At 43.1% G+C, this 26,521-nt stretch carries 17 protein-coding genes; 7 read left to right on the plus strand and 10 right to left on the minus strand.

The genetic code is table 11. The annotated features are described in order from the left end of the window. Window positions 1-13: 13 nt before the first annotated feature. Window positions 14-2,197 carry a ribonuclease R gene (gene rnr, locus ACYIB7_RS00860; protein ID WP_103983282.1) on the plus strand — a complete coding sequence of 728 codons (2,184 nt, stop codon included), beginning with the start codon at window positions 14-16 and terminating at the stop codon, window positions 2,195-2,197. Window positions 2,198-2,392: 195 nt separating this feature from the next. Here rnr and ACYIB7_RS00865 read toward each other — a convergent pair whose 3' ends face one another. The 4 genes from ACYIB7_RS00865 to ACYIB7_RS00880 all read right to left on the minus strand — a co-directional run bounded on the left by ACYIB7_RS00865 (window position 2,393) and on the right by ACYIB7_RS00880 (window position 6,254). Beyond that, a complete protein-coding gene (locus tag ACYIB7_RS00865) occupies window positions 2,393-2,605 on the minus strand; it encodes an immunity 17 family protein (RefSeq protein WP_103983283.1) in 213 nt (70 codons plus the stop codon). A gap of 1 nt (window position 2,606) precedes the next feature. Then, on the minus strand, window positions 2,607-3,026 hold the full coding sequence (gene tsaE / locus ACYIB7_RS00870) for a tRNA (adenosine(37)-N6)-threonylcarbamoyltransferase complex ATPase subunit type 1 TsaE (RefSeq protein WP_103983284.1): 420 nt from the start codon (window positions 3,024-3,026) through the stop codon (window positions 2,607-2,609). A gap of 68 nt (window positions 3,027-3,094) precedes the next feature. Next, window positions 3,095-4,645 carry a T9SS response regulator signal transducer PorX gene (porX, locus tag ACYIB7_RS00875; RefSeq protein ID WP_103983285.1) on the minus strand — a complete coding sequence of 517 codons (1,551 nt, stop codon included), beginning with the start codon at window positions 4,643-4,645 and terminating at the stop codon, window positions 3,095-3,097. Between the two features lie 109 nt (window positions 4,646-4,754). Beyond that, the gene (locus tag ACYIB7_RS00880; RefSeq protein WP_480337814.1) at window positions 4,755-6,254 is read right to left on the minus strand and encodes a potassium/proton antiporter; all 1,500 of its coding nucleotides are present in this window, start codon (window positions 6,252-6,254) and stop codon (window positions 4,755-4,757) included. A gap of 311 nt (window positions 6,255-6,565) precedes the next feature. On the opposite strand from ACYIB7_RS00880, the gene ACYIB7_RS00885 reads away from it, so the two are divergent. From ACYIB7_RS00885 to ACYIB7_RS00895, 3 genes are all read left to right on the plus strand, one after another. Beyond that, window positions 6,566-9,229: a transglutaminase-like domain-containing protein gene (locus ACYIB7_RS00885; RefSeq protein WP_480337816.1), complete on the plus strand. Its 2,664-nt coding sequence runs from the start codon at window positions 6,566-6,568 to the stop codon at window positions 9,227-9,229. Window positions 9,230-9,361: 132 nt separating this feature from the next. Continuing rightward, the gene (locus ACYIB7_RS00890) at window positions 9,362-10,180 is read left to right on the plus strand and encodes a PstS family phosphate ABC transporter substrate-binding protein (RefSeq protein WP_099463833.1); all 819 of its coding nucleotides are present in this window, start codon (window positions 9,362-9,364) and stop codon (window positions 10,178-10,180) included. 113 nt (window positions 10,181-10,293) lie between these two features. Beyond that, the gene (locus ACYIB7_RS00895) at window positions 10,294-11,361 is read left to right on the plus strand and encodes an NAD(P)H-dependent flavin oxidoreductase (RefSeq protein ID WP_103983288.1); all 1,068 of its coding nucleotides are present in this window, start codon (window positions 10,294-10,296) and stop codon (window positions 11,359-11,361) included. A gap of 54 nt (window positions 11,362-11,415) precedes the next feature. On the opposite strand, the gene ACYIB7_RS00900 is transcribed toward ACYIB7_RS00895, so the two are convergent. Both ACYIB7_RS00900 and ACYIB7_RS00905 read right to left on the minus strand, forming a co-directional pair. Continuing rightward, window positions 11,416-12,018, minus strand: a complete 603-nt coding sequence (locus ACYIB7_RS00900) for a response regulator transcription factor (RefSeq protein WP_103983289.1) — start codon at window positions 12,016-12,018, stop codon at window positions 11,416-11,418. A gap of 2 nt (window positions 12,019-12,020) precedes the next feature. Then, window positions 12,021-12,716, minus strand: coding sequence for a hemerythrin domain-containing protein (locus ACYIB7_RS00905; protein WP_103983290.1), 696 nt, complete (start codon window positions 12,714-12,716; stop codon window positions 12,021-12,023). A 525-nt stretch (window positions 12,717-13,241) separates the two neighbouring features. On the opposite strand from ACYIB7_RS00905, the gene ACYIB7_RS00910 reads away from it, so the two are divergent. Further along, the gene (locus ACYIB7_RS00910) at window positions 13,242-14,162 is read left to right on the plus strand and encodes a cation diffusion facilitator family transporter (protein ID WP_103983362.1); all 921 of its coding nucleotides are present in this window, start codon (window positions 13,242-13,244) and stop codon (window positions 14,160-14,162) included. 64 nt (window positions 14,163-14,226) lie between these two features. Here the strand turns inward: ACYIB7_RS00910 and ACYIB7_RS00915 are convergent, their stop codons facing one another. The 4 genes from ACYIB7_RS00915 to purL form a co-directional block, all read right to left on the minus strand. Then, entirely contained in the window at window positions 14,227-16,554 is a 2,328-nt protein-coding gene (locus ACYIB7_RS00915) for a glycoside hydrolase family 20 protein (protein ID WP_480337818.1), read from the minus strand. 233 nt (window positions 16,555-16,787) lie between these two features. Further along, complete coding sequence (locus tag ACYIB7_RS00920) at window positions 16,788-17,609, minus strand: MBL fold metallo-hydrolase (protein WP_103983292.1); 822 nt, start codon at window positions 17,607-17,609, stop codon at window positions 16,788-16,790. A gap of 13 nt (window positions 17,610-17,622) precedes the next feature. Next, window positions 17,623-18,909 carry a porin family protein gene (locus ACYIB7_RS00925; protein ID WP_103983293.1) on the minus strand — a complete coding sequence of 429 codons (1,287 nt, stop codon included), beginning with the start codon at window positions 18,907-18,909 and terminating at the stop codon, window positions 17,623-17,625. 380 nt (window positions 18,910-19,289) lie between these two features. Further along, window positions 19,290-22,982, minus strand: a complete 3,693-nt coding sequence (gene purL, locus ACYIB7_RS00930; protein WP_103983294.1) for a phosphoribosylformylglycinamidine synthase — start codon at window positions 22,980-22,982, stop codon at window positions 19,290-19,292. Window positions 22,983-23,400: 418 nt separating this feature from the next. Here purL and ACYIB7_RS00935 point away from each other — a divergent pair, with 418 nt between their 5' ends. Together ACYIB7_RS00935 and ACYIB7_RS00940 are read left to right on the plus strand one after the other, a co-directional pair. Continuing rightward, window positions 23,401-25,431, plus strand: coding sequence for a DUF6259 domain-containing protein (locus ACYIB7_RS00935; RefSeq protein ID WP_480337820.1), 2,031 nt, complete (start codon window positions 23,401-23,403; stop codon window positions 25,429-25,431). A 33-nt stretch (window positions 25,432-25,464) separates the two neighbouring features. Next, window positions 25,465-26,508 (plus strand): PfkB family carbohydrate kinase, encoded by a 1,044-nt coding sequence (locus tag ACYIB7_RS00940; RefSeq protein WP_480337821.1) that lies wholly within the window; start codon window positions 25,465-25,467, stop codon window positions 26,506-26,508. The last annotated feature ends 13 nt before the right edge of the window (window positions 26,509-26,521 follow it).

Raw genomic sequence — 26,521 nt, forward strand, 5'->3', positions numbered from 1 at the left:
AACTAGAAGATTTATGACAAAGAACAAATCCGGAAAGAAGGGTAACAAAGAAAAGAAGGAAAAGAAAGACAAGGGAAAAAGCAAACGAATGAGAAAAGAGGCTATGATACAAGCCACAATCTCTGTTTTTCAATCTTCTCCGAAAGAACCATTCAATTACAAGCAAATAAGTAAGATTATAGGACTGGAAAGCCAGGTACAGAAGTTGCAGGTTGCAGACATCCTTTATGATCTGGCAGCCGAAGATATTATTACTGAAATTGATCGTGGACGTTATCGGTTGAATGGACTGGGAACTGTTGCTGTTGGTTTATTTATGCGCCGTAGTAATGGTAAAAACTCTTTTATCCCCGAAGACGGAGGAAGCCCGGTATTTGTAGCCGAACGAAATTCCGGTCATGCTATGGATGGAGATAAGGTAAAAGTGCAACTTTTTGCTAAACGAAAAGGTGCTGAACCTGAAGGCGAAGTTGTGGAAATACTGGAAACAAAGGAACGTACTTATGTTGGAAAACTTCAAGTTTCCGGCAGTTTCGCTTTTCTTATTACAGAAAACAAAACGCTGGCTAATGATATTTTCATTCCGAAAGAAAAGCTAAACGGAGGGAAAAATGGAGATAAGGCTGTAGTGCGTATTATTGAATGGCCGGAAAATGCTAAGAATCCGTTGGGCGAAGTAATTGATGTATTAGGCGCTGCCGGACAAAATACAGCTGAAATGCATGCTATTTTGGCCGAATTCGGTTTGCCGTATAAATATCCTGTGAGTGTAGAAAAGGCAGCAGATAAAATTCCTGATAAAGTTTCTGAAGAAGAGATCGCGCAACGTGAAGACTACCGTAATATATTGACTTTTACGATAGACCCGAAAGATGCGAAAGACTTTGACGATGCTCTTTCTGCTCAACGTCTTGAAAATGGCAATTGGGAAGTGGGTGTTCATATTGCTGACGTAACGTATTATGTCAAACAAGATAGCTTGATTGATAAAGAGGCTGTAAACAGGGCTACTTCTGTTTATCTGGTAGATCGTACCATACCTATGTTGCCTGAAAGGTTATGTAATCAGATATGTTCGCTTCGTCCGGATGAAGAAAAACTTTGCTTCTCTGCAATCTTTGAATTGGATGAGAATGCAGAAGTGAAAAACTCACGTATTTGCCGTACGGTTATTAAAAGTGACCGGCGTTTTGCCTATGAGGAAGCTCAGGAGGTAATTGAAACCGGTGAAGGTGATTGCAAAGAAGCGATTCTGGCTTTGAATGAACTAGCCAAGAAGTTGAGGGAAAAACGTTTTAAGAATGGTGCCATAAACTTCGATCGTTATGAAGTTAAGTTTGAGATAGACGAAAATGGCAAACCGATCCGTGTTTACTTTAAAGAATCAAAAGAAGCGAATAAGCTGATAGAAGAGTTCATGTTGCTGGCAAACCGTACGGTTGCCGAATTTATAGGCCGTCCTCCTAGAGGCAAAGCTAAGAAGACGTTTGTTTACCGTATTCATGAATTGCCCGATCCGAATAAAATGGAAAACTTTGCCAGTTTTATCCGCCGTTTCGGATATAAGTTGAAGACAGAGGGAAATAAGGGCGAAATATCAAAAGGAATTAATAGCTTGTTGGATTCGGTGCAAGGTAAACCGGAAGAAAACCTGATTGAGACTGTTGCCATCCGCGCAATGCAGAAAGCAAAATACTCAACGGATAATGTTGGCCATTATGGTCTGGCGTTCGATTATTATACTCATTTTACATCTCCTATCCGCCGGTACCCGGATATGATGGTACATCGTTTGCTGGAACGTTATCTGGCAGGCGGGCGTAGCGTAATAAAGAGCAAATATGAAGAACTTTGCGACCATTGTTCTGAAATGGAACAAGTGGCTGCTAATGCGGAACGTGCTTCTATTAAATATAAACAGGTAGAGTTTATGAGTGATAAGTTGGGCATGGTATTCGACGGTGTTATTTCCGGAGTGACCGAATGGGGATTATATGTTGAGCTGAATGAAAATAAATGTGAAGGTCTTGTTCCTATTCGCGATTTGGACGACGATTACTACGAGTTTGATGAAAAGAACTATTGTCTGATCGGTAGACGTAAGAAGCGTAAATATCAATTAGGCGATTCGATCACAATCAAGGTGGCACAAGCAAACCTGGAACGGAAACAGCTGGATTTTTTATTAATGGAATAAAGGTCGAAAGACTTATATCAGGAAAACAAGAAAGGGACTGCTTCATGAATAGCGAAGCAGTCCCTCTTGATTGTTGCGGGGATAGTATTACCTTCTATTACTGAATTATCTTTATTACAGCCTGTAATAAAGATAATCAACAGATACGTGAAAAATAAGAACAACAGTTTATTAATTTCATAAGTTTTTTTGTATTTACCAATAAAGTAATCCGGTAACTCCGCAGGCAATCAATGCCAGTCCCAGAATTGTGTAGAAAATCCGTGCTCCTTTACGTCCGAATTTCCTCACAAATGTCATTGCACCACTAGTTTGGAAATACCAATCGAAGTTGAAAGCGGCGGCTATAATCGAGAATATGCCTAATGCAATGAATAAGGCAAGAATAAAGTATTCGGAAGGTTCCATATTATTTCCATTCTACAGAGCGCGAACCATCTGCATTCTCACTGATTGTCACCGAAACGACATCTTCCGGCAATAATTCTTCTATCTTTTCAGGCCATTCTATAAAACAGAGGGCTCCGCTATAGAAATAATCTTCCGTTCCTATGTCTTCGGCTTCGCTTAGTTTGTTGATACGATAATAATCGAAATGATAAATCAGTTCTCCTGTTTCATCGCTACGGTATTCGTTGATAATTGCAAATGTGGGGCTGTTGATTACATCTTCCACTCCCAGTTCTTCGCAGATAGCTTTTATGAATGTGGTTTTACCGGCTCCCATTTTTCCGTAGAAGGCAAAAACTGTACGGTCGTCCATAGCTGCAATAAACTCTTTGGCAGCCTGGCGGATCGTATCCAGGTTATCGATCTTTATTGTATTCATATAAATGATCTTATTATGTTTGTTATGTATTCTGGCTGCAAAGGTAATTAATTGTCCGTTCCCGAAAATTATTTCGGTTCCATAATAATAAACGGTACCATCATTTCTTCCATTGAAATCCCTCCGTGTTGGAAGGTGTTCTTATAATAAGAAACATAGTAGTTGTAATTATTAGGGTAAGCAAAGAAACTTTGCCCTGTAGCAAAGATATATTTACTGCTTAAATTAGGAGAGGGTAGCCCGAACTTTTCGGGATCGCGCATCTCAAAAACTTCTTTCGGGTTATAGTTCAGATTCTTTCCTACTTTATAGCGGAGGTTGGTGTTGGTATTTTTATCACCTACTACTTTGACCGGGTTATCTACCCGGATTGTCCCGTGGTCGGTTGTTACAATAACTTTGTAGCCTTTCGTAGCGATCCGCTTAAATAATTCTAAAGTGGAAGAATGCTGGAACCATGATTTGGTAAGGCTCCGGTAGGCCGCTTCGCTTTCTGCCAGTTCACGTATCATTTTGTTTTCAGTACGAGCATGTGATAGCATGTCTACAAAGTTTAATACCACGACATTCAGTTGATTATGGGTAAGTGAACTTACGTTTCCCAGTAGCTTTTCGCCATATTGGGAATCGTGTACTTTGTTATATGAGAATGTATATTTTTTGCGGAAGCGTTCTATCTGAGTCTTGATAAGAGGGGCTTCGTTCAGATTCTTGCCTTCTTCGCTGTCTTCATCTACCCATAAATCGGGGAACATTTTTTCTATTTGAAGCGGCATTAGGCCTGAAAAGATTGAATTTCGCGCATATTGGGTTGCAGTCGGAAGAATGCTGTAATAAAGGTTTTCTTCCATCGTATAGTAATCGGTCAGCAAGTCTTTTACAACACGCCATTGATCCAACCGGAAATTGTCTATGAGGATAAAGAACACCTTCTCTTCGTTATCCAACATAGGAAATACCTTCTTTTTAAACAGGTCGGGACTCATTAGCGGCCGCGACTCTGGATTTTGTATCCATTCGGTATAATTATGTTTTATGAACTTACCGAAGGCATTGTTGGCTTCTTCTTTCTGCATCCGGAGCATGTCTTGCATTTGCACCTGGTTGTTTTCCAGTTCCAGTTCCCAGTATACCAGTTTTTTATATACTTCCATCCACTCGCCGGCAGTGAGCGAATCATTTATTTGCATACCTATGCGACTGAATTCTTGCTGGTAACCTACAGTTGTTGTCTCTGAAATGATTACATTTTTATGGACATTCTTTTTAATAGACAGAAGAAGCTGGTTGGGATTGACCGGCTTTATCAGGTAATCGGCGATTTTATTTCCGATAGCCTGGTTCATGATGCTTTCTTCTTCGCTTTTTGTTACCATGACTACCGGAACGTTCGGGTCTATTTCTTTTATGTAAGCAAGTGTTTCCAGACCTGTGAGGCCGGGCATATTTTCATCCAGAAAGATAATGTCGAAGGATTGCTCCTTGCAACAGTCAATGGCATCTTGCCCACTGATCACGGGAATCACTTCATATCCTTTGTCCTGCAGGAACAGGATATGCGGTTTCAGCAAATCAATCTCATCGTCTGCCCAAAGTACCTTATCTTTCTTTACTGCCATATTTTATTTATTACTGTTTGGTAATATAACTACAAATCTATACCGAATTGTTGAAAATATAACGAAAGGGAACTTTGTTTTGTATATTCTTCGCTGTTTTTTAGGCTCATTAATTTTTCTTGATCGTGTAATCTTTAATACCTAAAGCATTATATGCTTGCAGTAAAGCTTCGTCATTGTCTGAAATCATCAGTAATTTGTCATTTTCTTTCAGCTCGGTGTTGCCTTTGGGAATAAAGTAACGTCCTTCACGTTTTACCATAACTGCCAAAGTATGGTCGGGCAATGTAAGCTCCATCAGCTTATTGCCATGCAGCAGTACGGCCGGTGTTATGTCTATTTCGCTCATTGCACTTTTTATATCCTCGGGAAGTTCGATGCCAAATGCATCCTTTTTGATTGGAGCGGCTATCAGGTTTAACCATTTGGCAGCTAATGTTACGGTAGTTCCCTGGATTAGCAAAGACAAGATGGTGATAAAGAACACGACATTGAATATCAAACCGGCATGTTCTACCCCGGCAATCAACGGGTAAGTGGCGAAGATGATAGGAACTGCTCCGCGTAATCCTACCCAAGATATGTATAGCTTTCCTCTCAGATCGAAGTTCTTGTAAGGAAGCAGGCATAGAAACACACTGACCGGGCGAGCTATAATAATCATAAAGATACCAACTGTTAGCCCGATACTTGCTACCGGTAGCAATTCGTGTGGGTTTACCAGCAATCCCAGCGTTAAGAACATTACAATTTGCCATAACCAGGCGAAACCGTCAAAGAAGGTACCGATACTCTTCTTGTGCACTATCTTTGAATTGCCCACGATTAATCCGGCAATGTATACTGCCAGATAGCCGTTTCCTTTGCAAAGCGTGGTGGCAGAGAAAGTCAGGAATGCTGTTGCCAGTATCATAATAGGATACAAAGATTCGTTTTCTATGTTTATACGGTTAATAATATATACGGCTAATCGCCCGAACAGGTAACCGGCTATACCGCCCACAATCAACTGGGTGACCAACGAGAAACCGGCTTCCATCAAATCCATGTCCCCCTGTTGTATATAGGCTATCAATATAAGAGTCAACATGTATGCCATGGGGTCGTTGCTTCCGCTTTCGAGTTCCAGCGTGGGGCGCAGTTTTTGCTTCAGATGTACGCCTTTGCTTCGTAATATGGAGAAGACGGAAGCCGAGTCGGTAGATGACATAACGGCAGCCATCAGCAGCGATTCGGGGAAAGTGAGCGACACGTATTGGGACGCAAAGCCTGATAACCAATATATGAATCCGCCGGTAATAAAGGTGGTTGCAAAAACTCCTATAGTAGCCAGCACTATTCCTTGTGAGGCAATTGGCTTGACTTCGGAGAACTTTGTGTCCATACCGCCGGAAAACAAGATAATACTTAATGCCAGCATACCGATGAATTGTGCAAAATGTGAGTCGCTGAACTGTATACCCAGGCCGTCGCTTCCGAACAGCATGCCTACTCCCAGGAACAAGAGTAACGCAGGAAGTCCGAAACGATAACCGGCTTTACCGGCAAAAATACTTAAAAACAAAATAATAGAGGCTGTCAACAATACCTCTTCGCCGTTATGAAACATAGGTTAAATGATTTATTATATTATTACTTGTTATCAGATGCATAAGCTCTTTGTATTCAATGGAAAATGAAGAACAAAAATAGTAATTATACCCGACAAATCTTCTTTGTTATTATATTATCTGCTGTATATCTAACTTTTATTTGTAAATATGGAACTATTTAGTAAAAGTATAGCATCAAATACTTAAAAAAACGGCATAACGGATTTAATAAACTTTATCTTTCCTATTATATTAACAACCTTTTTATCTGTAGGGTTTTTCCTGTTTTGAAGAAAATCACTATTTTTGACGCACATACGATCGCTATATGAACAAAAAACATTTATTTACACTACTATGTGCTCTGTTACTGATAACCAGTTGTAACCGCCGAGAGCACTTTATTACAGACAATGCTTACAGGGCCGAAGTGGAAAAAGATTTCCAGGCTAAGCAGGCTGCATTACCGGACGGCAATCTGTTCGAAGTATTCAATGAGCAAATGACTCCGAAAGAAAAAGAAGCACTTACGTTTATGTATGCTTATATGCCGATCGGAGATATTACTGATTACAGCGGAGATTTCTATCTGGATAATATTCGCTCATCTTTCAAGGCACAAAAGGAAATGCCTTGGGGAGACAGTATCCCGGAACAGGTATTCCGTCATTTCGTCTTGCCGGTGCGTATAAACAATGAAAATCTGGATAATAGCCGCACGGTCTTTTTTGAAGAATTGAAAGACCGCGTAAAAGGACTTTCTCTTTATGATGCCGTGCTGGAAGTAAATCATTGGTGTCATGAGAAGGTTATCTATACGCCTTCGGATGGTCGTACAAGTTCGCCGTTGGCCTCGGTACGGACAGCGTACGGGCGTTGTGGCGAAGAATCTACTTTTACCGTGGCTGCTCTTCGCTCGGTAGGCATCCCGGCACGTCAGGTATATACACCCAGATGGGCGCATACCGATGATAATCATGCGTGGGTAGAAGCATGGGTAAACGGCAAATGGTATTTTCTGGGAGCATGCGAGCCGGAACCTGTCCTTAATATGGGCTGGTTTAACGGGCCTGCTTACCGTGGCATGTTGATGCATACGAAAGTATTTGGCAAATATAATGGCCCGGAAGATGTAATGGAACGTACGGACGGATATACCGAAATCAATGTAATAGACAACTATGCTCCGTCTGCCAGGGCAGAGATTATCGTAACCGATACGGAAGGTAAACCGGTACAGGGTGCAGAGGTGGAATTTAAGATATATAATTATGCCGAGTTTTACTCCGTTGCACGTAAGAAGACGGATGCCGATGGCAAATGTTCGCTTTCAGCCGGTAAGGGAGACATGCTTGTTTGGGCAAGCAAGGACGGTAAGTTTGGATATAGTAAAGTCTCTTTTGGCAAAGACGGCAGTATAACTATTCAATTAAATAAAGTACCGGGTGATGTAATCGATACGTCTGTGTTGGATATTGTTCCGCCGGTAGACGGTACTATACCTGTCAGTGTAACCGACGAACAAAAGGAAGCAAATGCAAAACGTTTGCTTGAAGAGGATGCCATCCGTAATAAATATGTAGAAACATTCTATACTGTAGACAAGGCTGTGGCGCTTGCCAAAGAATTGGGCACGGATGAAGACCTGACCGCCAAATATATGTTGGCAAGCCGTGGCAATTATAACGAAATAGAGAAGTTCCTTCGCGAAACTCCGTCCGATAAACGTGCTCAGGCTATTGCCTTGCTAGGTGTAATTTCGGCTAAAGATGTCCGTGATACTCCTGCTTCCGTATTGGCAGACCATTTGAACAATACGCCGCAATCTGATAGCGAACTGTTTACGGAATATGTTATGAATCCGCGTGTAGCACTAGAGTTCCTTGCGCCGTATAAGAGTTTCTTTGCTGCAAATGTAGATCCCGCCTTTGCAAAACAGGCGAAGGATGATCCGCAGGTGTTGGTCCGGTGGGTGAAAGATAGCATTACGATAAATAATGATTTGAATGCGCAGCGTATTTCTATCATGCCGATAGGAGTCTGGAAGGCACGTGTATCGGATATAAATTCAAGGGATATATTCTTTGTCGCTTTGTCGCGTAGTTTAGGTATTCCGGCACGTATTGAACCGGTAGCCCGTAAAGTACAATATAATAAAGATGGGCAATGGATAGATGTAGACTTTGAAGCTGTTGCCCCGGTTACTGCCAGACAAGGTAAGGTTGTGACTTCCTATGCTCCGATTAAGGCATTACAAGACCCGAAATACTTCAGCCATTTCACAATTGCAAAAGTGTTGCCTGATGGTAAATTGCAGACATTAAATTTTGAATCGGGAAATGGTGCTGATATGGGCACGGGAGATACCTGGAGCGCTTTGCTGAAAAATCCGTTGACACTGGACACAGGAGATTATGTGCTGGTTACCGGAACGCGTATGGCAAACGGTAGTGTGTTGTCTGAGATGACTTTCTTTAAAGTAGAAGAGGGGGAAACAACACCAATTAAACTGGAAATGCGGGAAAATAAAGATGAAATCCAGGTAATAGGAAACTTTAATTCGGAAGATAAGTTCCGACGCGCTGATAATGGAGAAGAAACAAACATTTTGGCAACTACCGGCCGTGGTTATTATGTTGTGGCTATTTTAGGCGCTCGCCAGGAACCTACTAATCATGCAATGCGTGACATAGCTGCCGTTAAGAAAGAATTGGAAGAGTGGGGGCGCGGTATGGTTCTGCTTTTCCCTGATGAAAAAGGTTATAAGAATTTTGATCCGAAGGAATTCGGCGAATTACCCAATACAATTACCTACGGTATCGATATTGACAATGCAATCCAGAAAGAAATTGTAAGTGCAATGAAATTGCCGCAATCCAATACGCTGCCGATCTTTATCATAGCCGATACTTTCAACCGTGTGGTTTTCGTGTCTCAGGGTTACACGATCGGTTTGGGCGAACAATTGATGAAGGTGATACATAAACTATAAGTTGGGCTTGCTCAACTTATAGTAGTTAACTACTTAATTATTCGTATTCTTCACAGAATTGTAATATCTGTTTCATTTTACTGAAATATGGTTGATATTATTTTGTACTCATAAAATAATTAGACACAGAAAATGAAAAAGACGATTGTTCTGGCTGCAATGGCAGCTTGTATGTTTGTAACAAATGTATTTGCACAGAAAATTAAAGGTAGCGATACTTGCCTGCCTGTTACACAGTCCGAAGCCGAAAACTTTATGAAAAAGAATAAAGGAGCCAGTATTACGGTAACCGGGGGAGGCTCCGGCGTGGGAATATCTGCTTTGCAGGAAGGAACTACAGATATTGCAATGGCGTCCCGTAAGATAAAGTTCGACGAAAAGGTCAGAATGCAGAAGTCCGGTAAAACACCAAAAGAGGTGGTTATTGCTTACGACGCATTGGCTGTTGTGGTACATCCTTCTAATAAAGTCTCTAATCTGACACGTGAACAACTGGAAGGTATCTTCACCGGAAAGATTAAAAACTGGAAAGAAGTAGGTGGGGCGGATATGAAAATAGTGGCTTATTCGCGTGAAACTTCTTCAGGAACATACGAGTTTTTTAAGGAAAGCGTGCTGAAGAATAAGAACTACATGAATGGGATATTAAGTATGCCTGCCACCGGTGCAATCATACAGAGTGTGAGCCAAACGAAAGGCGCCATTGGCTATGTTGGGCTTGCCTATCTGAATAAGGATGTTAAACCTATTCACGTGTCGTATGATTCGGGGAAAACATTTACAGAGCCGTCTATGGCGAATGCAAAGAATAAAACTTATCCTGTTGTGCGTCCGCTCTTTTACTACTATGAAGTAAAGAATGAAGCTAACGTGAAACCCTTTATTGACTATGTGCTTTCTGCTGAAGGACAAGAGCTTGTTAAGAAGGTTGGATATATTCCGTTGAAATAAAAGAAAAAAAAATGCACACCTTTGCCGGGTTTGTGCATTTATATTGGTTTGTTTTGCACATATATTGGGATATTATTCTACCTTTGCGACCGTTATAAACAAACAACTATTTAATGAAAGCATTGACAATCGGAGACCTAAAGGCTCGCATTCCTATTATCCAAGGAGGAATGGGCGTAGGTATCTCTCTTTCCGGCTTAGCCTCAGCCGTTGCAAATGAAGGTGGGATCGGTGTAATTTCCGCCGCCGGTCTCGGTCTTTTATATAAAAAATTATCTCCAAATTACACAGAAGCCGGTAATCTTGGCCTGGCCGAAGAAATCCGTAAAGCCCGCGAGAGGGCTAAAGGAATTATCGGCGTGAATGTCATGGTTGCTCTTTCCGATTTTGCAGAACTGGTAAAGACGAGTATTGCAGAGAAGGTAGACATCATATTCAGTGGTGCCGGATTACCTTTGGACTTGCCATCGTTTTTGAAGAAAGACAGTGTAACGAAACTGGTACCTATCGTATCGAGTGCACGTGCCGTACGTATTATCTGCGAAAAATGGAAAAACAATTACGATTACCTGCCTGATGCAGTTGTCTTGGAAGGCCCAAAAGCCGGTGGACATTTGGGATATAAGGAGAATCAGTTGGAAGACGAACATTTTTCGTTGGAAGAGTTGTTGCCGCAGGTAGTAGCTGAGGTTTCACACTTCGAACAGAAGTATGACAAGAAGATCCCTGTAATTGCAGCGGGAGGCATTTACACGGGTGAAGACATTAAGCGCATGATAGACCTTGGAGCGTCAGGCGTACAGTTAGGAACACGTTTTGTTACCACCAAGGAGTGTGATGCATCCGAGGCCTTCAAAGAAAGCTATATTCATGCTGAAGAGAAGGATATCGAGATCATTAAAAGCCCTGTTGGTATGCCGGGGCGGGCAATTCACTGCAATTTCCTGGAGAAGGTGAAGCAGGGAATAAAACAGCCGAAAGTATGTCCGTTTAATTGTATCAAGACTTGTGATATATCGCGTAGTCCTTATTGTATTGTGACGGCTTTGTATAATGCATTCAAAGGAAACTTCGAGAATGGTTATGCATTTGCAGGCAGTAATGCCTGGCGGGCAAGACGTATCATGTCTGTACGGGAAACGATTTCGGAATTAATAGACGAATGGAAATCTAAAATGTAAATAAAAAACGCCGTTAGTAATCTGCCAACGGCGTTTTTTGTTGATACTATATTATTACTGTATATCTTTCAGTTCAACCAGCTTGTTAACGATAGCATAGATTGTTAAACCGCTGGCACTATGTATTTGTAGTTTGCGTGCTATATTGCGGCGATGGGTTATGACTGTATGTGTGGATAAGAATAGCCGGTCTGCAATTTCCCGGTTTGTCATCCCTTTTACCACACAAGTAACAATTTCTTTCTCGCGGGTACTTAATGTCTGTTGTTCCTCATTCTCGGCATTGTCCGGGATTTCTTCGGCCAACAGGCGTTCCAGTTTGTGCTTTATTTCGTCTATACTGTCATAAAGGCCAAATTGGTCGTCGTAGGGACGTATCATTTGTGGATCGGTTGCACTGCATATTAAGGCGATACATTTTATTCCGGGGCAGGCACATCCGTCTTTGATAGACTGGAGTCCCGAATAACCGGGGAACACCGGATTTATAATCAATAACTCCGGTTTATGCATCCTTAAAGATTCCTGCAGGCTTTCCATGTTACATATCTCTATTATTTGAATATGAAAACCTTGCAGTTGCCGCAATACAGTTTCTAATCCACAACGGATAATTGTAGAAGGTTCTGCAATAGCAATTTTAAAATTAAAGTTCATTGTTATGAATTTAATTGTTTTTCTAATGCCAGGATAGCTGGCACGAATAAATAATCTTCTACGTGATTATGGGCTGCTAAATCTTGTTCGGTAGAAAATATATCGAATAATACACTATTCAGCAGGTAACTGTCTTTTCCCGGATAATATTTGATCAGGATATTTTTCAATTCTGTTATTTTCATTTCTATCTGGTCATGCCGTTTTTTAAAGATAGAAATGTTATACTTAGGGTCTTTTTCTCCTTTCAGCAAATTACGGACATAGGGGAATACGTTTTTTTCTTCGTATGACATGTGTTTATTTACCTCTTCTGTATATCCGTCGAAGAATTGACGGATAACAAATGCTACATCTTCCGGGCAATCTTGTATAGCGTCAACTAATTTACGACGGATGTGCGGAAGGCGGAAATTGAGAAAATAATCATGTGCGTTGTGTAAATAGACAATCAGTGATTCTATAGAGAGACATTTGTCGATATCTGTGATTAGTCCTTTTCTGTCTTCTACGAGGAAATTTACTACGGTTAAGAAAGTACAAGTATCCACCTTATTCTGCCGGCAAACATCTCCGATATTTTTTTCTCCGAAACCGAGGGCAATGCCAAAACGACTCATAACGAGAACCATGGGATAGTTCTCGCAAATCAAATCGCTCATCTTATCAGTTTCTCTGTATTTTCCTTTTTTGTACATTATTTTTCTGTCTCTTTTGGGGGTTGAATAGTCAAAGATACAAAATATTATTCCCATTTCGCCATCATCGGGGAAAGTTAGATATATAAAATATTGAAAGAGGAACCGCTTCCTGTTGGCATCGGTTGTTATTTGCCGGACACGGGTGCACTGTTGATCATTCTCCTATGAACCCGTTTGCCGGGATTTATGCGTTAAAATCACTATTAATAGGTAACGGCGGAGTTTATTTACTCAGTTCTAGGTATTGTATCTCTTTCTAGGCGAGCTTATCTTTGCAGTGTCAGATGAAAAGATGGCTATTAGTATAATCGCTATACCAGAACCTGTTGCTAATATTTAAAGTAAGCATATAAGATGATTAAACACCGTATGAACAGAGGAGTTTTTTATTGGTTATCCTCTTCATAAAAAAGAAGTCTCCCTGTGAAGGAAGGCTTCTTTTTTGTTAGAAAAAAACATAGCTTTGCATACGGTTGTTGTTAATAATAAAGGGGATTTATAAAATTAAATAAATATATGGCTATGGGGCATCATCACGAACATAATCATGACCACAATCATGAGATAACTTCACTCAACAAAGCTTTTGTTATAGGTATAAGCTTGAATCTCATATTTGTATTTGCTGAGTTCTTTGCAGGTTTCTGGTATAATTCATTAGGTTTGTTGTCCGATGCAGGGCATAACCTGGGAGATGTTGCGAGCTTGATCCTTGCTATGTTGGCATTCCGGTTAGCCAGAGTGCATCCAACTTCCAGTTATACGTATGGATATAAAAAGAGTACGGTATTGGTTTCGTTACTTAATGCGGTTATTTTGTTAGTTGCTGTCGGTATCATTGTTACCGAGAGTATAGGAAAACTTATGCATCCCCGCCCAGTGGAGGGTGAGGCTATAGCCTGGGTTGCCGGTATTGGTGTTGTTATTAATGCTTTGACGGCCTGGCTTTTTATGAAAGATAAGGATAAAGACCTGAATGTAAAGGGGGCTTATTTGCATATGGCTGCCGATGCTTTGGTATCGGTTGGCGTTGTGGCTTCCGGTATTATTATCAGCTATACCGGCTGGTATGTGATTGATCCGGTTATAGGATTACTGATTGCTGTTATTATAGTGTATTCTACGTGGGGGCTTTTGCGCGACAGTATCCGTCTTGCCTTGGATGGAGTTCCTCCGGGAATGGATATTAAAAAAATAGAAGCGATAATTTATGATGTATCCGGAGTAAAGAACGTACACCACCTGCATATCTGGCCGATAAGCACTACGGAAATAGCCCTGACCGGACATATACGTATTGAAGGTTCGGATTGTATGGAAAATATAAAGCATGAAATTAAGCATAGCCTGGCCGACAATGGCATTTCGCATGTTACATTGGAGTTTGAAACATCGGGCAACAAATGTTGTGATTCTAATTGTGCATTAGTTGAAGATAAATAATGATAAGGATCATTTGAAAAAAACATCCCGATGATTTTATAAAGTCATCGGGATGTTTCTGAATTTAGTCAATACCTATTTCGTCAACGAATAAGAAGGCATCGCTGCCGGCTCCACCGTGCCATGCAGGCAATTTGCTGCTGTTGATAATAACTTCCACATAACGGGCTGTTACCGGTTCGAAAGTGATTTCCTGCGGATAGATACCATCCTTATCTTCTTTTGTCAGTTCGGGAATCTTTTTACTTGCCACTTCACGGAAGTTTGTTCCGTCATTGGAAACCTTTACCGTAACTCCGGCAGCGCCCATAATCCAGTCTCCTTTTACTACATTTGTATTAAAGGTGACTTTGTTTATTTCGGCCGGTTCTTTCAGGTCGATCACGGCATCTACATCCTTTCCCTGAAAACCTAACCAATGGCCGGTCTTGTAGTTCTCATTGCCTGTCAGACCGTCTGCAAGTGCCGGAGCACCATTAAAAGAATAGCCTTTGCTTGGTTCTTCCTTCAGCGTGATAGGCTTCATGGTTGCTTTGTTGAAGTGGATTTGTTCATTGAAAATGCGGCTTTCCGTACCGTTCGGACGAATAACAATAGCTTTAAAGTCGGCATCCTTAGTTATCTGGATAGGTGCTTCATACTTCATGCTGCTGCTTGTTGGAGTACTACCGTCTAACGTGTAATAAATGGTACCTTCTCCCAGTTTAAGCAGGCTGATTTCTAAACTGCCCTTTTCTGTATTGGGGGTAAGTACGGCATTTACATCAAATATATGTTTGGCATAGTTGTAACCCAGGCGGTCATACAATTCCGTCATTCTTGCTACACGAGGCAGGAAGCTCTGGTAATCTTTCTTGGAAGGGTCAGTCCATTGTACTTCTGCCAATGCATCCATACGGGGCAGTACCATGTATTCTACCTGCGAGAAAGTAGGTATGTATTCTGTCCACAAGTTAGCCTGGGCTCCGATAATATATTTTTGTTCGTCGGGAGTAAGTTCGGCAGGAACAGGCTCAAACGAATATACTTTCTCTAAAGGAAGATATCCGCCAATGGCTTCAGGATCATTCTCCGTATCGGTAGACTGGTAATAATCAAAATATACGAATGTGTTCGGAGCCATCACAACGTTGTGTTTCTGCTTGGCTGCTTCCACTCCTCCGGCCATGCCTCTCCAACTCATTACGGTGGCATTCGGAGCCAGGCCGCCTTCCAGTATTTCGTCCCAGCCGATGATGTGGCGTCCTTTGCTTTCTACAAACTTTTCCATCCGTGAGATAACGTAGCTCTGAAGATATTCTTCCGCCGTATGTTTTTTATCTCCCTTGATTCCTTCGGCTTTGATGCGCGCCTGGCATTTCGGGCATTTCTCCCAACGGACTTTCGGGCATTCATCGCCTCCCACATGTATATATTCGGAAGGGAAGAGGTCTATTATTTCTGCCAGTACGTCTTCAAGGAATTGCATGGACTGTTCGTTTCCGGCACAGATTACATCTTCGGATACACCCCATTGTTTCCATACTTCATACGGGCCGCCTGTGCAGCCTAATTCGGGGTAAGAAGCCAAAGCCGCCTGCTGGTGTCCCGGCATATCGATCTCAGGAATGATCGTAATGTAACGTTCTTGTGCATATTTTATAACGTCGCGTATTTGATCCTGTGTATAAAAGCCGCCATATTCCTGACCGTCATACTTGCCGGAATTGTGCCCGATCACAGTTTCCGAACGTTTCGAGCCTATTTCCGTCAGTTTAGGGTACTTTTTTATTTCAATACGCCATCCCTGATCATCTGTCAGATGCCAATGGAATGTATTTATATTATGCAGGGCCAATATGTCCAGATACTTCTTTACCGAATCTGCAGGGAAGAAATGACGACTTATATCCAGCATCATTCCACGATATTTGAAACGGGGATAGTCGTTGATTGTAACGGCCGGGAGTTCGATATTCGCCCCTTTTGCCGTTGCCGGGATAGATTTGCGTAATGACTGAATGCCATAGAATACTCCGGCTTCGGTAGCTCCGGCAATCTCAATGCCATCTGCGGACACAACTAATTTATATCCTTCCGGATTCTGGATATTGCTATCTACAGATAAGTTGATTCCTTTGGACGTTGCTTGTGTCGTGGTGCGCAGCTCATAACCCGTAACTTCATTAATGTAAGCGGCAAGGAATTTGGCGTTCCGGGCCATGTTGTCATTTCCTTCCGGATAAACAATCCGGGTAGAGGGGGATAGCATGAAAGGTGTGCCGTCTGCTATTGTCACTTCTTGCGGCAAGGGTACGATTCCATAGTTGCCCTTCATCGTTTTGTTGTTTGAACATGCCACCATGCCTGCGCATGATGCCAGTATCAATACATACTTGCTGAATTTGTTCATGTGTTTATATTGTTTAGTTTAAGAAATGTGAGGACAAACTTACTAAAAAACCTTCGGATTTCCTACAGAGGTATCACCGGAGCTCCGGCGAAGGTTCCGTAGGGCTGCAAAATGGTTGCCGTTGCTCCTGTAATGGTTTCGTAGGCCTACAAAACGATGCCAGCCGTTCCGGCAGTGCCTCCGTAGGGATACAAACCCTTCGCAGCCGCTCCGGTGATGCTTTTGTAGGGGTTTTACACCGGGACAGCTTTGAAAAAGCTGCCTACTGCGCGGACAAGTGCCATTTTCAGGTAGGCGTCATGACAGAAGACCAGGGTTTGTCCTTCGTCGGCTGCTTCTTTAAGCATCCGTACTTTTTCGTTATAAGAAATAACAGGATATGTATCATAGGCGGATATCCATTCCGGCGATACGTTGGCGGCAAGCGGGATGACATCTCCTGCAAAAACCACCTTCCGCTCCGGTGTTTGGATATAGGGTACTAATTGTCCCGGCGTATGCCCGTTGTAAATACGAAGTTCTATATCCGGACAAAGGAAAGTATCGTTGTCTACCAACCGGAGCAATCCGGCCTCCTCTACTGCCTGCATGTTTTCTGCGAAGTAAGAATCTTTTTCCAAAGCGTTAGGATGGCAGAAGTTGTTCCATTGGGAGTGGCTTACCCAATGGGTGGCATTAGGGAAGGCAACAATGAGTTGCCCGTTTGCATTATCCTTAAGAGTTGCATAGCCGCAATGATCAAAGTGCAGATGGGTAAGCACCACATCCGTTATTTGCCCGCGGCTATATCCCAACTGTTCCAGTTCGTCGTTTAAATCTTTTAAATTGAAAAACTGATAATAGCTGAGTTGTTTTAAATGCTTATTTCCTGCTCCGGTATCGATTAAAATAACCCGGCCGTCGTCTGTTGTAACCAGGGCGCTTCGCATAGCTAGTATGCACCCGTTTGTTTCATTGCTGGGATAACGGCGTTGCCAAGCTGTTTTAGGAATTGCTCCGAACATGGCGCCGCCGTCTGCATAGAAATACCCCGTATCTATAAGATGGACATCCATATGTTGTGTTTATTTAGAACTTGTATTGCAAACGAACCGTCAGTACATTATCCTTGCGGTCTTTTTCGTAACCTTTTACAAAGGTACTCTTTTCGTTGAAATTAAGTTCATAATAGGCTTGCAGGCGGATATGTTTGTTGAAGTTGTATATACCACCCAGGCCTAAAGTGCTTTGTGCAAGATCCGTTTTGGAGGTATAGCTGTTTTCGGCTCCTGCTTCGTTTCCTTTAATCTTAGTATTCGGATCATAAGCATCGTACTTGAATACGACAGAAAACGGGGATGCCCCGATGTCTTGCACCAGATAGAAGAAATAACCCAGGAAAGGACGCTTGAATAATGAGTTTTCCGGTAAATCTTCAGGGCGTGAACTGTAATTGGGGCTTCTGCTACTTCCGGCAATACCCGGTTGGGTGCCTAAAAGTCCTTCTGCACGTAAGGTTGTTTTGCCTAGAGAGCTTAAGAAGGAAAACTGGGCGTCCATACCTATATACTGACGTTTCATGTATGTACCGGTCTCTCCTTTGTCTATCTTGACGAAATGCTTACCGTCCATTTCATAAGCCTCTTTTGTAGGATTGTAAACGTAACCGTGATAGTATGAAACACCTAATCCCCATTTGCCCCAATTCCCGATAGGTTTTTCGGCTCCCAGGCGGCCGATAAAATCTTTCCGGCTGTCTGTTTCCCGGTTAATACTGTTTCCTGCGAACAGGCCGGCATCCAGACGAAGAAAGTTTAGCGGACTTTTCTCCGGCGTGCGCAAGGTAAGCATAGCTCCCAGATCTCGTTCATCGGGGAAAAAATACTGAATGATTGTTGCACGTTCGGGAGATTCCAGTCCACTGGTTGAGTAACCGATTTCATAGCCGAAAGGACGATTGAATACACCTGCCATCAGTTGATTGCGTTTTGTCCATGGGTCTTTGACTCCGATGTATAAATCACGAAAGCTTATACCTTTGTCATTTGCCTCTATTTGCACGGCACCTGTACCAATACCGTCGTTGTATTCAAATTTCAGACGTCCGCGACGAATGCCGATACGGTTAAAGCCTTTATCTTCATGTTCGTTCTTATCTCCTACTTTAAGGGTTGCATCTTCCTGCCCATATTGGTATTGTCCCTGGATATAGGCCGATACTTTAAATTTGCTGAGTTTTTTTACAATTTTGTCCAGAGTTGCAGTCTCTTCTGCAAGCGAATCTATACGAGGGTTTAGGTTCTCTGTTTCCTGAGCTTTCATCGCTAAGGGAAGCAGCGCTAACAGAGCGAGCGCCATTCTTTTTCCAATTTTCATTTTAGTTTGTTGGTTGCGGTGAATAAAAATATGACTCACTGTTTCCGCCTGCAAATAAACAGTTTTTCTGTTTCACATACGTTTCGACAGCATTGCAAAGATAGGAACAAATTATTACAATAATATTACAGGGGGGATATCAACCAATATTACCATAATTATATGCACAACATTTTTGTCTTAGCCTCGTCCGGCGTCCCGCTTTCCCCTGTCAGGTCAATGCCTCCTGCAGTCGGCAGCCCTGTAGCAATAGCACTATATTGAGCTTTTTTTCAAAAGTATATTTCATAAAGAATGCACCTCAAAAGTTTTTTATCTAACTTTTGGGGTGCACTTCATTTGATATAACCTCTTTTACTTTTAAAAGATATATGTCTTTTTTACTTCTTGTTTCCTTCGATCCACTTGTATGCGTTCACAAAGGCTTCGATCCATGGAGTTACCTGATCGTTTTCCTTGCGGTCGGCAGGATAATAACCACATTGCCATGGGAAGATGGCACGTTCGGGATGAGGCATCATTGCCAGATGGCGGCCGTCTTTAGAGCAAACGCCGGCTACAGACCAAGGCGAACCGTTCGGATTGGCAGGATAGCCTTCGTAGTTATACTTTGCTACTACATTATATTCCTTCTCTTCATACGGGAATGAGAATTTACCTTCGCCGTGAGCCACCCATACACCCAACTTGTTTCCGCTAAGCGAACCGAACATGATGGAGTTGTTCTTCGGAATCTCCAGTGTTACGAAGTTCGATTCGAACTTATGGGAATCATTATGCAGCATCTTGTGCTTCACTTCGTGTTCCGGATAAACCAGTCCCAGTTCGGCCATCAACTGACAACCGTTACAGATGCCCATACTCATTGTATCGGTGCGTGCGTAAAAGTTCTCGATTGCCTTTTTGGCCTTCTCATTATATAAGAAGCCGCCTGCCCATCCTTTGGCTGAGCCGAGCACGTCGGAGTTGGAAAATCCACCGCAGAATACGATGAAGTTTACGTCTTCCAGTGTTTCGCGTCCACTGGCAAGGTCGGTCATATGAACATCTTTCACGTCGAAGCCGGCCAGATAGAGTGCATAAGCCGTTTCGCGTTCGCACTGCGTACCCTTCTCGCGGATTACGGCAGCCTTGATTCCACTCGGACCTTTGCGGTCGGCAGTCAGGCCGTAAGCAGAAAGTTTTCCGGTGAAGTTCTTGTTGTATTTGAATTCAAGCGGTTGCATCTTATAGTTCTCGAAACGGTTGCCTGCGCAAACGTTACCGCTCTGCTTGATATCCAATTTATAGGATGATTCATACCATACGTCGCGCATATAGTCAATGCCGAAGTGGTATTGTACACCGTTTTTCGATACCAGTATATGGCGTTCGTCGGTCGGTTTTGCAATGACGGCGAAACCTACACCGGCTTCTTCCATCATCTTTTCAAATGCTTTCTTGTCTTTTACCTGAACCAGAATACCCGGATTTTCGGCAAACAATATTTTGATAACATCCGTTTCGCCTATCTTGTCCAGATTTACTTCCAGACCGCCTTCTACATTGGCAAAACACATTTCGAGCAAAGCAGTAATCATACCGCCGGCAGAGATGTCGTGTCCGGCAAGAATCAAGCCTTTCTCTATTGCTTCCTGTATGGCGTTAAATGCGTCGCGGAAGTATTCGGCATCCTTTACAGTCGGTACTTCGTCTCCCAGTTTGTTCAAGATCTGGGCAAAGGCGGAACCTCCTAATTTTAATGTGTCGAATGAGAAGTCTATATAATACAGGCTCGAATTCTTTTCGCGGGCTAATACCGGAGAAACGATTTTCTTTATGTCGCTTACTTCGGCACCTGCCGAGATGATAACCGTACCCGGAGCAATTACTTTATCATCGCCATACTTTTGCGTCATGGATAAAGAGTCTTTACCGGTAGGAATATTGATGCCTAAAGAGATGGCAAACTCGGAAGCCGCTTCTACGGCTGTGTATAAACGGGCATCTTCGCCTTCGTTGCGGCACGGCCACATCCAGTTGGCGCTCAGTGATACACCTGTCAGTTTATCGCTGAGCGGAGCAAATACGATATTGGTTAATGCTTCTGCTATTGCCATTACCGAGCCTGCTGCAGGGTCTACCAATGCTACCTGCGGAGCGTGCCCGATGGATGTTGCAATACCTGCTTTTCCACGGTAGTCGAGGGCTACGGCACCCAGGTCACTCAATGGCAATTGCAGTTCGCCCTGGCATTGCTGGCGGGCAACCCTTCCGCTTACCGAACGGTCTACTTTATTGGTTAACCAGTCTTTGCAAGCAACGGCTTCCAGCTGGAGAACGTTTTCCAGATAATGATGCAGTTCCGATTCTTTGTAAACAACCGGCTGGAAACTTTCGGTAACGGTATGGTCTGTCATCACAGTTCTTGGCGGTTTGCCAAACATATATTCCAGCTTGATGTCGATAGGTTTTTTTCCGTCGGCCTGTTCGAAAACGAACTTCATGTCGTTTGTTGTTTCTCCTACCACATACATCGGAGCGCGTTCGCGTTCGGCAATGCGGCGCACACGGGCTACGTCTTCTTCTTTCATCAGCAAGCCCATACGTTCCTGGCTTTCATTACCTACGATTTCTTTGGCCGAAAGTGTCTTGTCGCCGATAGGCAATTTGCTCATGTCTATATGTCCTCCGGTAGCTTCCACTAATTCGGATAGACAGTTCAGATGGCCACCTGCGCCGTGGTCGTGGATAGAAACAATCGGATTCTCGTCTGATTCGGCAATCGTACGGATTACATTGGCAGCACGTCTTTGCATTTCGGGGTTGGCACGCTGTACGGCGTTCAGTTCGATACCGCTGGTATATTGTCCCGTATTTACAGAAGATACGGCACCTCCCCCCATACCGATACGATAGTTGTCGCCACCAATAACGACTACTTTCTCACCAGGTTCGGGATTACCTTTCAGTGCATCGCGCATATTGGCAAAACCTACACCGCCGGCAAGCATAATCACTTTGTCGTAAGCATATTTCTTATGGTTTTCCGTATGTTCAAAGGTAAGCAATGAACCACAGATTAGTGGTTGTCCGAAATGGTTGCCGAATGTTGAAGCACCATTGGATGCCTTAATCAATATCTGTTCGGGCGTCTGGTATAACCACGGACGCGGGTCAAGAATTTTTTCCCATTCACGGGCTTCCTCCGTACGCGGATACGAAGTCATATATACGGCTGTTCCGGCAATTGGCAACGAAGCTTTACCGCCGCCCAGACGGTCGCGGATTTCACCGCCGCTACCGGTTGCAGCACCGTTGAAAGGTTCTACGGTTGTAGGGAAATTGTGCGTTTCTGCTTTCAGCGAGATAACGGTTTTAATATCTTTTACGGCAAAATAGTCGGGTTTGTCTCCACTTTTCGGAGCAAACTGTTCCACTACCGGGCCTTCGTTGAAAGCTACGTTATCTTTGTAGGCCGAAACCAGTTTGTTCGGATTCTCGGCCGATGTTTTCTTAATAAGATTGAACAGTGAACTTTCCTTTTCTTCACCGTCGATAACGAATACACCGCCAAAGATTTTATGACGGCAGTGTTCCGAGTTTACCTGCGAGAAACCAAACACTTCGCTGTCTGTCAGTTTGCGTCCCAGTTTCTGGCTTACTTCATTCAGGTAGGCAATTTCTTCGGTACTTAAAGCCAGCCCTTCCTGCTTGTTGTAAACTTCCAGGTCATCTATGTAAACGATAGGGTCCGGTTGTTTGCTGATAGTGAATAATTCCTGATTCAGTCCGTTGTAAATACGTTGCAACATCGGATCATGGTCTGCATCCTTGCCCGATACAGGAAAATACTCTTCTATGCGGGAGATGCCGGAAAGACCCATGTTCTGGGTTATTTCTACAGCGTTTGTACTCCATGGGGTGATCATTTCCCGGCGGGGACCAACAAACCAACCTTCCAATGTTTCTGCCTGAACAGGAGTTGCATCGCTAAACAACCATACCAGTTTTTGAACATCTTCGGGTGAGAAAGTTTGTGCAGCTTCTACGGCCAGCACAGTCTTTGTTGAAGATTTGAAAAATAGAATCATATCGACGATTTATTTATATATTCCACTTGTTAGTAAGGAGATGGCAAAGATAGCTATTTTTTGTGTTATATGAAATCAGTTGACAGAATAAGAAAGTTAATCGGATATATCCGGTTGTTTAATTTCTGATAAAGCACAATTTAATAAGATGTATAGGAAGTTGTATTCTTTTTGGCGGCTGGAAATTAATTTTGTCCTTGCTGGAAATTGATTTTTACCCAGGTAATAATTAATTTCGACCCAGGTCAAAAGAATAAATGTATAGGATATTCAACTTAAAATATCAGGTATAAAAACCTAACGGATAGTGAATATCTTTATAGTTTTTAAACACGAAAGTGAATTCGGATATGCAACATATAAAAGAAAGATTCTATCTTTGTAAAGTCATACAGTATTATTAAAACCACGAAATATCATGAAGAGATCAAGAACCACGCTGACGTGCATGCTTGTATGCATGCTTTTCGTTTTTACGCACTTGGTGAACAGTGCGGTTTCTGTGAAGAAAAAAAATGGAAATATTATTCTTTCCAATGGTAAAACGGAACTTGTTTTTTCGGATTCCAAGAATTTTAAATTAGTTTCCATGCATGCCGGAAACCGGGCGTTGCTTCCTGCAAAAGGAGTCGATATGGCACCCTGGCAAATCACATATAAAGGAGAGAATGGGGAAAATCCTACACTACTGCCGGTAAACGGCACCTACGAAGGAGTGGAAGTGAAGGAAGAAGGCAACCGTGCCACACTCGTTTTTACCTGGCAGATGGTTTTACGGTATACGCCTACATATCCGGTTCGCATGTCTGTGTCTTTGTCTGACGATTCCGAACTGGCACAATGGAACATCGAAGCTTCTATGCCGGAAGGTTGGGTGGTAAGCCAGTTGGAATTTCCACGTATTCCGGTGTCCAGACCTGAAGGAGCTAAACTTATCATTCCTTTTGGCTGGGGTATAGAATATGAAATGGGACGGCAGAGCGAATATGGAGCACGTTATCCTTCATGCACAGGCGGTATGCAGTTTTTGCTTATGCATAATTCCGAAGGAGCTTTTTATTATGCAACCGAAGACCGTGGCGCGTGCGGTAAATCATTAAAGGTGAAAGATAACGGTACGGTCGCTACTTTCCAGACAGATATTGTTGCATCTGAAGGCTGGACAAAAGCGGGGTATTTTAAGTTACCCTGGACTACCGTTACCGGTTTTAACCCGAAAGGCTGGATAGCAGCCACTACTGAATGGTATCGTCCGTTTACTTTTACTACCGAATGGGGAGGCAAACTGTTGACCGAACGTTCTATTCCGGAATGGCTCCGCAATGCGGATATGTGGATCCGTCCGCGTAATTTATCTCCCGAAATCATGCAAGGAGTACGGGATGCTTTGAAATTTTACGGTAAAGGATGCGGTATTCATTGGTACGACTGGCATCAGATTCCTTATGATACACATTATCCGGATTACTTTCCGGCCAAAGAAGGCTTTGCAGAAGCTGTAAAAGAAGCGCAGAAGTTGGGAGGTCATGTTACACCTTATATAAATGGCCGTTTATGGGACCCGGCAACGGAAAGCTATGGCCGGTTGAATGGTAAGGATGCCTCTTGCCGTAAAGCGGACGGAGCTTTGTATACCGAGGTGTACGGTTCTAAAGTGCCTAACTCGGTAACCTGTCCTTCTTCCCCGATCTGGCAGAATATATTGAAGGGATTGGTAGACCGTATACAAAACGAACTGGGAACCAGCGGCGTATATATCGACCAGATAGCAGCAGCGGCTTCCGAACCTTGCTATGCTAAAAATCATTCGCATCCTGCCGGAGGCGGAGATTTCTGGCCTAAGGCCTATCGCAGCCTGCTGACAGATATGCACGCTAATCATCTGAAAAAAGACAATATCTTCACCAGTGAAGAAAATGCAGAGTGTTATATCGACCTTTTCGACATGCTGCTTGTGGTAAATACGGCTCATAATGCCAATATCCGTATGGTACCTCTTTTCCCGATCGTATATTCGGATCGTGCTATATATAGTGGATTTGCTTATCAGCCTTCAAACCTGACCGATGGAGTGTTCCGCTATATCAGTATGCAGAGTTTGTTGTGGGGTTCGCAACTCGGATGGGTGAATCCTGTGCTTCTGATGAAACCCGAATCGCGTACCGAAGCACAATTCCTGAAAAATATGATGTTATTCCGCAAGAAACAACACGACTTGTTCCTGGGCGGACGTTATATGCAGGAAATTATTCCTGCGGGCGATAATCCAACGCGTGATATACCCGGTTACGAAATCTCCCCGGTAGTTCGCGCAGCCGAATGGACAAGCGTAGACGGCAAGAAGGCCATACTTGTAGTAAACATGGATGAAAACAAACATAAAGTGTATTTACCTGGAAATAAAGAAATAGAAATAGACGGACTTAGCTGTATGAGAATAAACCAATAATAAGTAATTCGTTAACAATTTATGAGAACCATTATGAAACATCGAGTAATTACATTCGGAGAAATTATGCTCCGCTTAGCCACATCGGACTATTTACGTATCTGCCAGAGCAACCAGTTCAACGCCACTTTTGGTGGGGGAGAGGCTAATGTCTCCGTGTCGCTTGCCAACTACGGTATCGAGACCGAGTTCGTAACCCGCCTGCCTGAGAATGATCTGGCACGCGCCTGTGTAATGGATTTACGTAAATACGGTGTAGGAACATCGCACATTGTTTATGGAGGAGAACGTCTCGGTATTTATTTCCTGGAGACGGGTGCTGTAGCACGTCCCAGCAAGGTGACGTACGACCGTGCACATTCTTCTATTTCGACCATTCAACCCGGTATGGTTAACTGGGAGGAAGTGTTTAAGGATGCAACTTGGTTTCATTGGACAGGCATTACTCCTGCCTTGTCGGAAGGGGCGGCGGCTGTTTGCCTGGAAGCTATCCGGGTTGCTAACCGGATGGGGATCACCGTATCTTGCGACCTGAATTATCGCAAGAACCTTTGGAACTACGGAAAGACAGCTTCGCAGGTTATGCCGGAACTTGTAGCCGGATGCGACGTGATTCTGGGAAATGAAGAAGATGCGGAGAAAGTGTTTGGTATCAAACCCGAAGGATTTGACGTGGTGCATACGGGAGGAAATGTGCAGGCCGATGCATTCCGTTCGGTTTGCACCCAGCTTATGACCCGTTTCCCGCGTGCAAAGAAAGTGATCATCACGCTTCGGGGTTCTATTAATGCCAATCATAATACTTGGGGAGGTGTGCTTTATGCAGATGGCAAGCTCTATGAATCCCGCCGTTATGACATAACCCATATTGTTGACCGCGTAGGTGGTGGCGATTCGTTTATGGGAGGTCTTATCTATGGCTTGCTTACTTATACAGGCAACGACCAGAAAGCGTTGGATTTTGCAACGGCGGCCTCTTGCCTGAAGCATACGATTTATGGCGATTTCAACCAGGTGTCGGTTGAAGAAGTAGAGAAACTAATGTCGGGTGACGGCAGCGGACGCGTTGCAAGATGATAATAAATAAACA

This window comes from Parabacteroides sp. KHUB-03, assembly GCF_056640975.1.

Coding starts and splice junctions, on each gene's coding strand:
- ACYIB7_RS00895 (WP_103983288.1), top strand. CDS start 10,294: ATGAAAGCATTGACAATCGGAGACCTAAAGGCTCGCATTCCTATTATC.
- tsaE (WP_103983284.1), bottom strand. CDS start 3,026: ATGAATACAATAAAGATCGATAACCTGGATACGATCCGCCAGGCTGCC.
- porX (WP_103983285.1), bottom strand. CDS start 4,645: ATGGCAGTAAAGAAAGATAAGGTACTTTGGGCAGACGATGAGATTGAT.
- ACYIB7_RS00920 (WP_103983292.1), bottom strand. CDS start 17,609: ATGGATGTCCATCTTATAGATACGGGGTATTTCTATGCAGACGGCGGC.
- ACYIB7_RS00925 (WP_103983293.1), bottom strand. CDS start 18,909: ATGAAAATTGGAAAAAGAATGGCGCTCGCTCTGTTAGCGCTGCTTCCC.
- ACYIB7_RS00865 (WP_103983283.1), bottom strand. CDS start 2,605: ATGGAACCTTCCGAATACTTTATTCTTGCCTTATTCATTGCATTAGGC.
- ACYIB7_RS00915 (WP_480337818.1), bottom strand. CDS start 16,554: ATGAACAAATTCAGCAAGTATGTATTGATACTGGCATCATGCGCAGGC.
- ACYIB7_RS00890 (WP_099463833.1), top strand. CDS start 9,362: ATGAAAAAGACGATTGTTCTGGCTGCAATGGCAGCTTGTATGTTTGTA.
- ACYIB7_RS00880 (WP_480337814.1), bottom strand. CDS start 6,254: ATGTTTCATAACGGCGAAGAGGTATTGTTGACAGCCTCTATTATTTTG.
- ACYIB7_RS00935 (WP_480337820.1), top strand. CDS start 23,401: ATGAAGAGATCAAGAACCACGCTGACGTGCATGCTTGTATGCATGCTT.
- ACYIB7_RS00905 (WP_103983290.1), bottom strand. CDS start 12,716: ATGTACAAAAAAGGAAAATACAGAGAAACTGATAAGATGAGCGATTTG.
- ACYIB7_RS00910 (WP_103983362.1), top strand. CDS start 13,242: ATGGGGCATCATCACGAACATAATCATGACCACAATCATGAGATAACT.
- ACYIB7_RS00900 (WP_103983289.1), bottom strand. CDS start 12,018: ATGAACTTTAATTTTAAAATTGCTATTGCAGAACCTTCTACAATTATC.
- purL (WP_103983294.1), bottom strand. CDS start 22,982: ATGATTCTATTTTTCAAATCTTCAACAAAGACTGTGCTGGCCGTAGAA.
- ACYIB7_RS00940 (WP_480337821.1), top strand. CDS start 25,465: ATGAAACATCGAGTAATTACATTCGGAGAAATTATGCTCCGCTTAGCC.
- ACYIB7_RS00885 (WP_480337816.1), top strand. CDS start 6,566: ATGAACAAAAAACATTTATTTACACTACTATGTGCTCTGTTACTGATA.
- rnr (WP_103983282.1), top strand. CDS start 14: ATGACAAAGAACAAATCCGGAAAGAAGGGTAACAAAGAAAAGAAGGAA.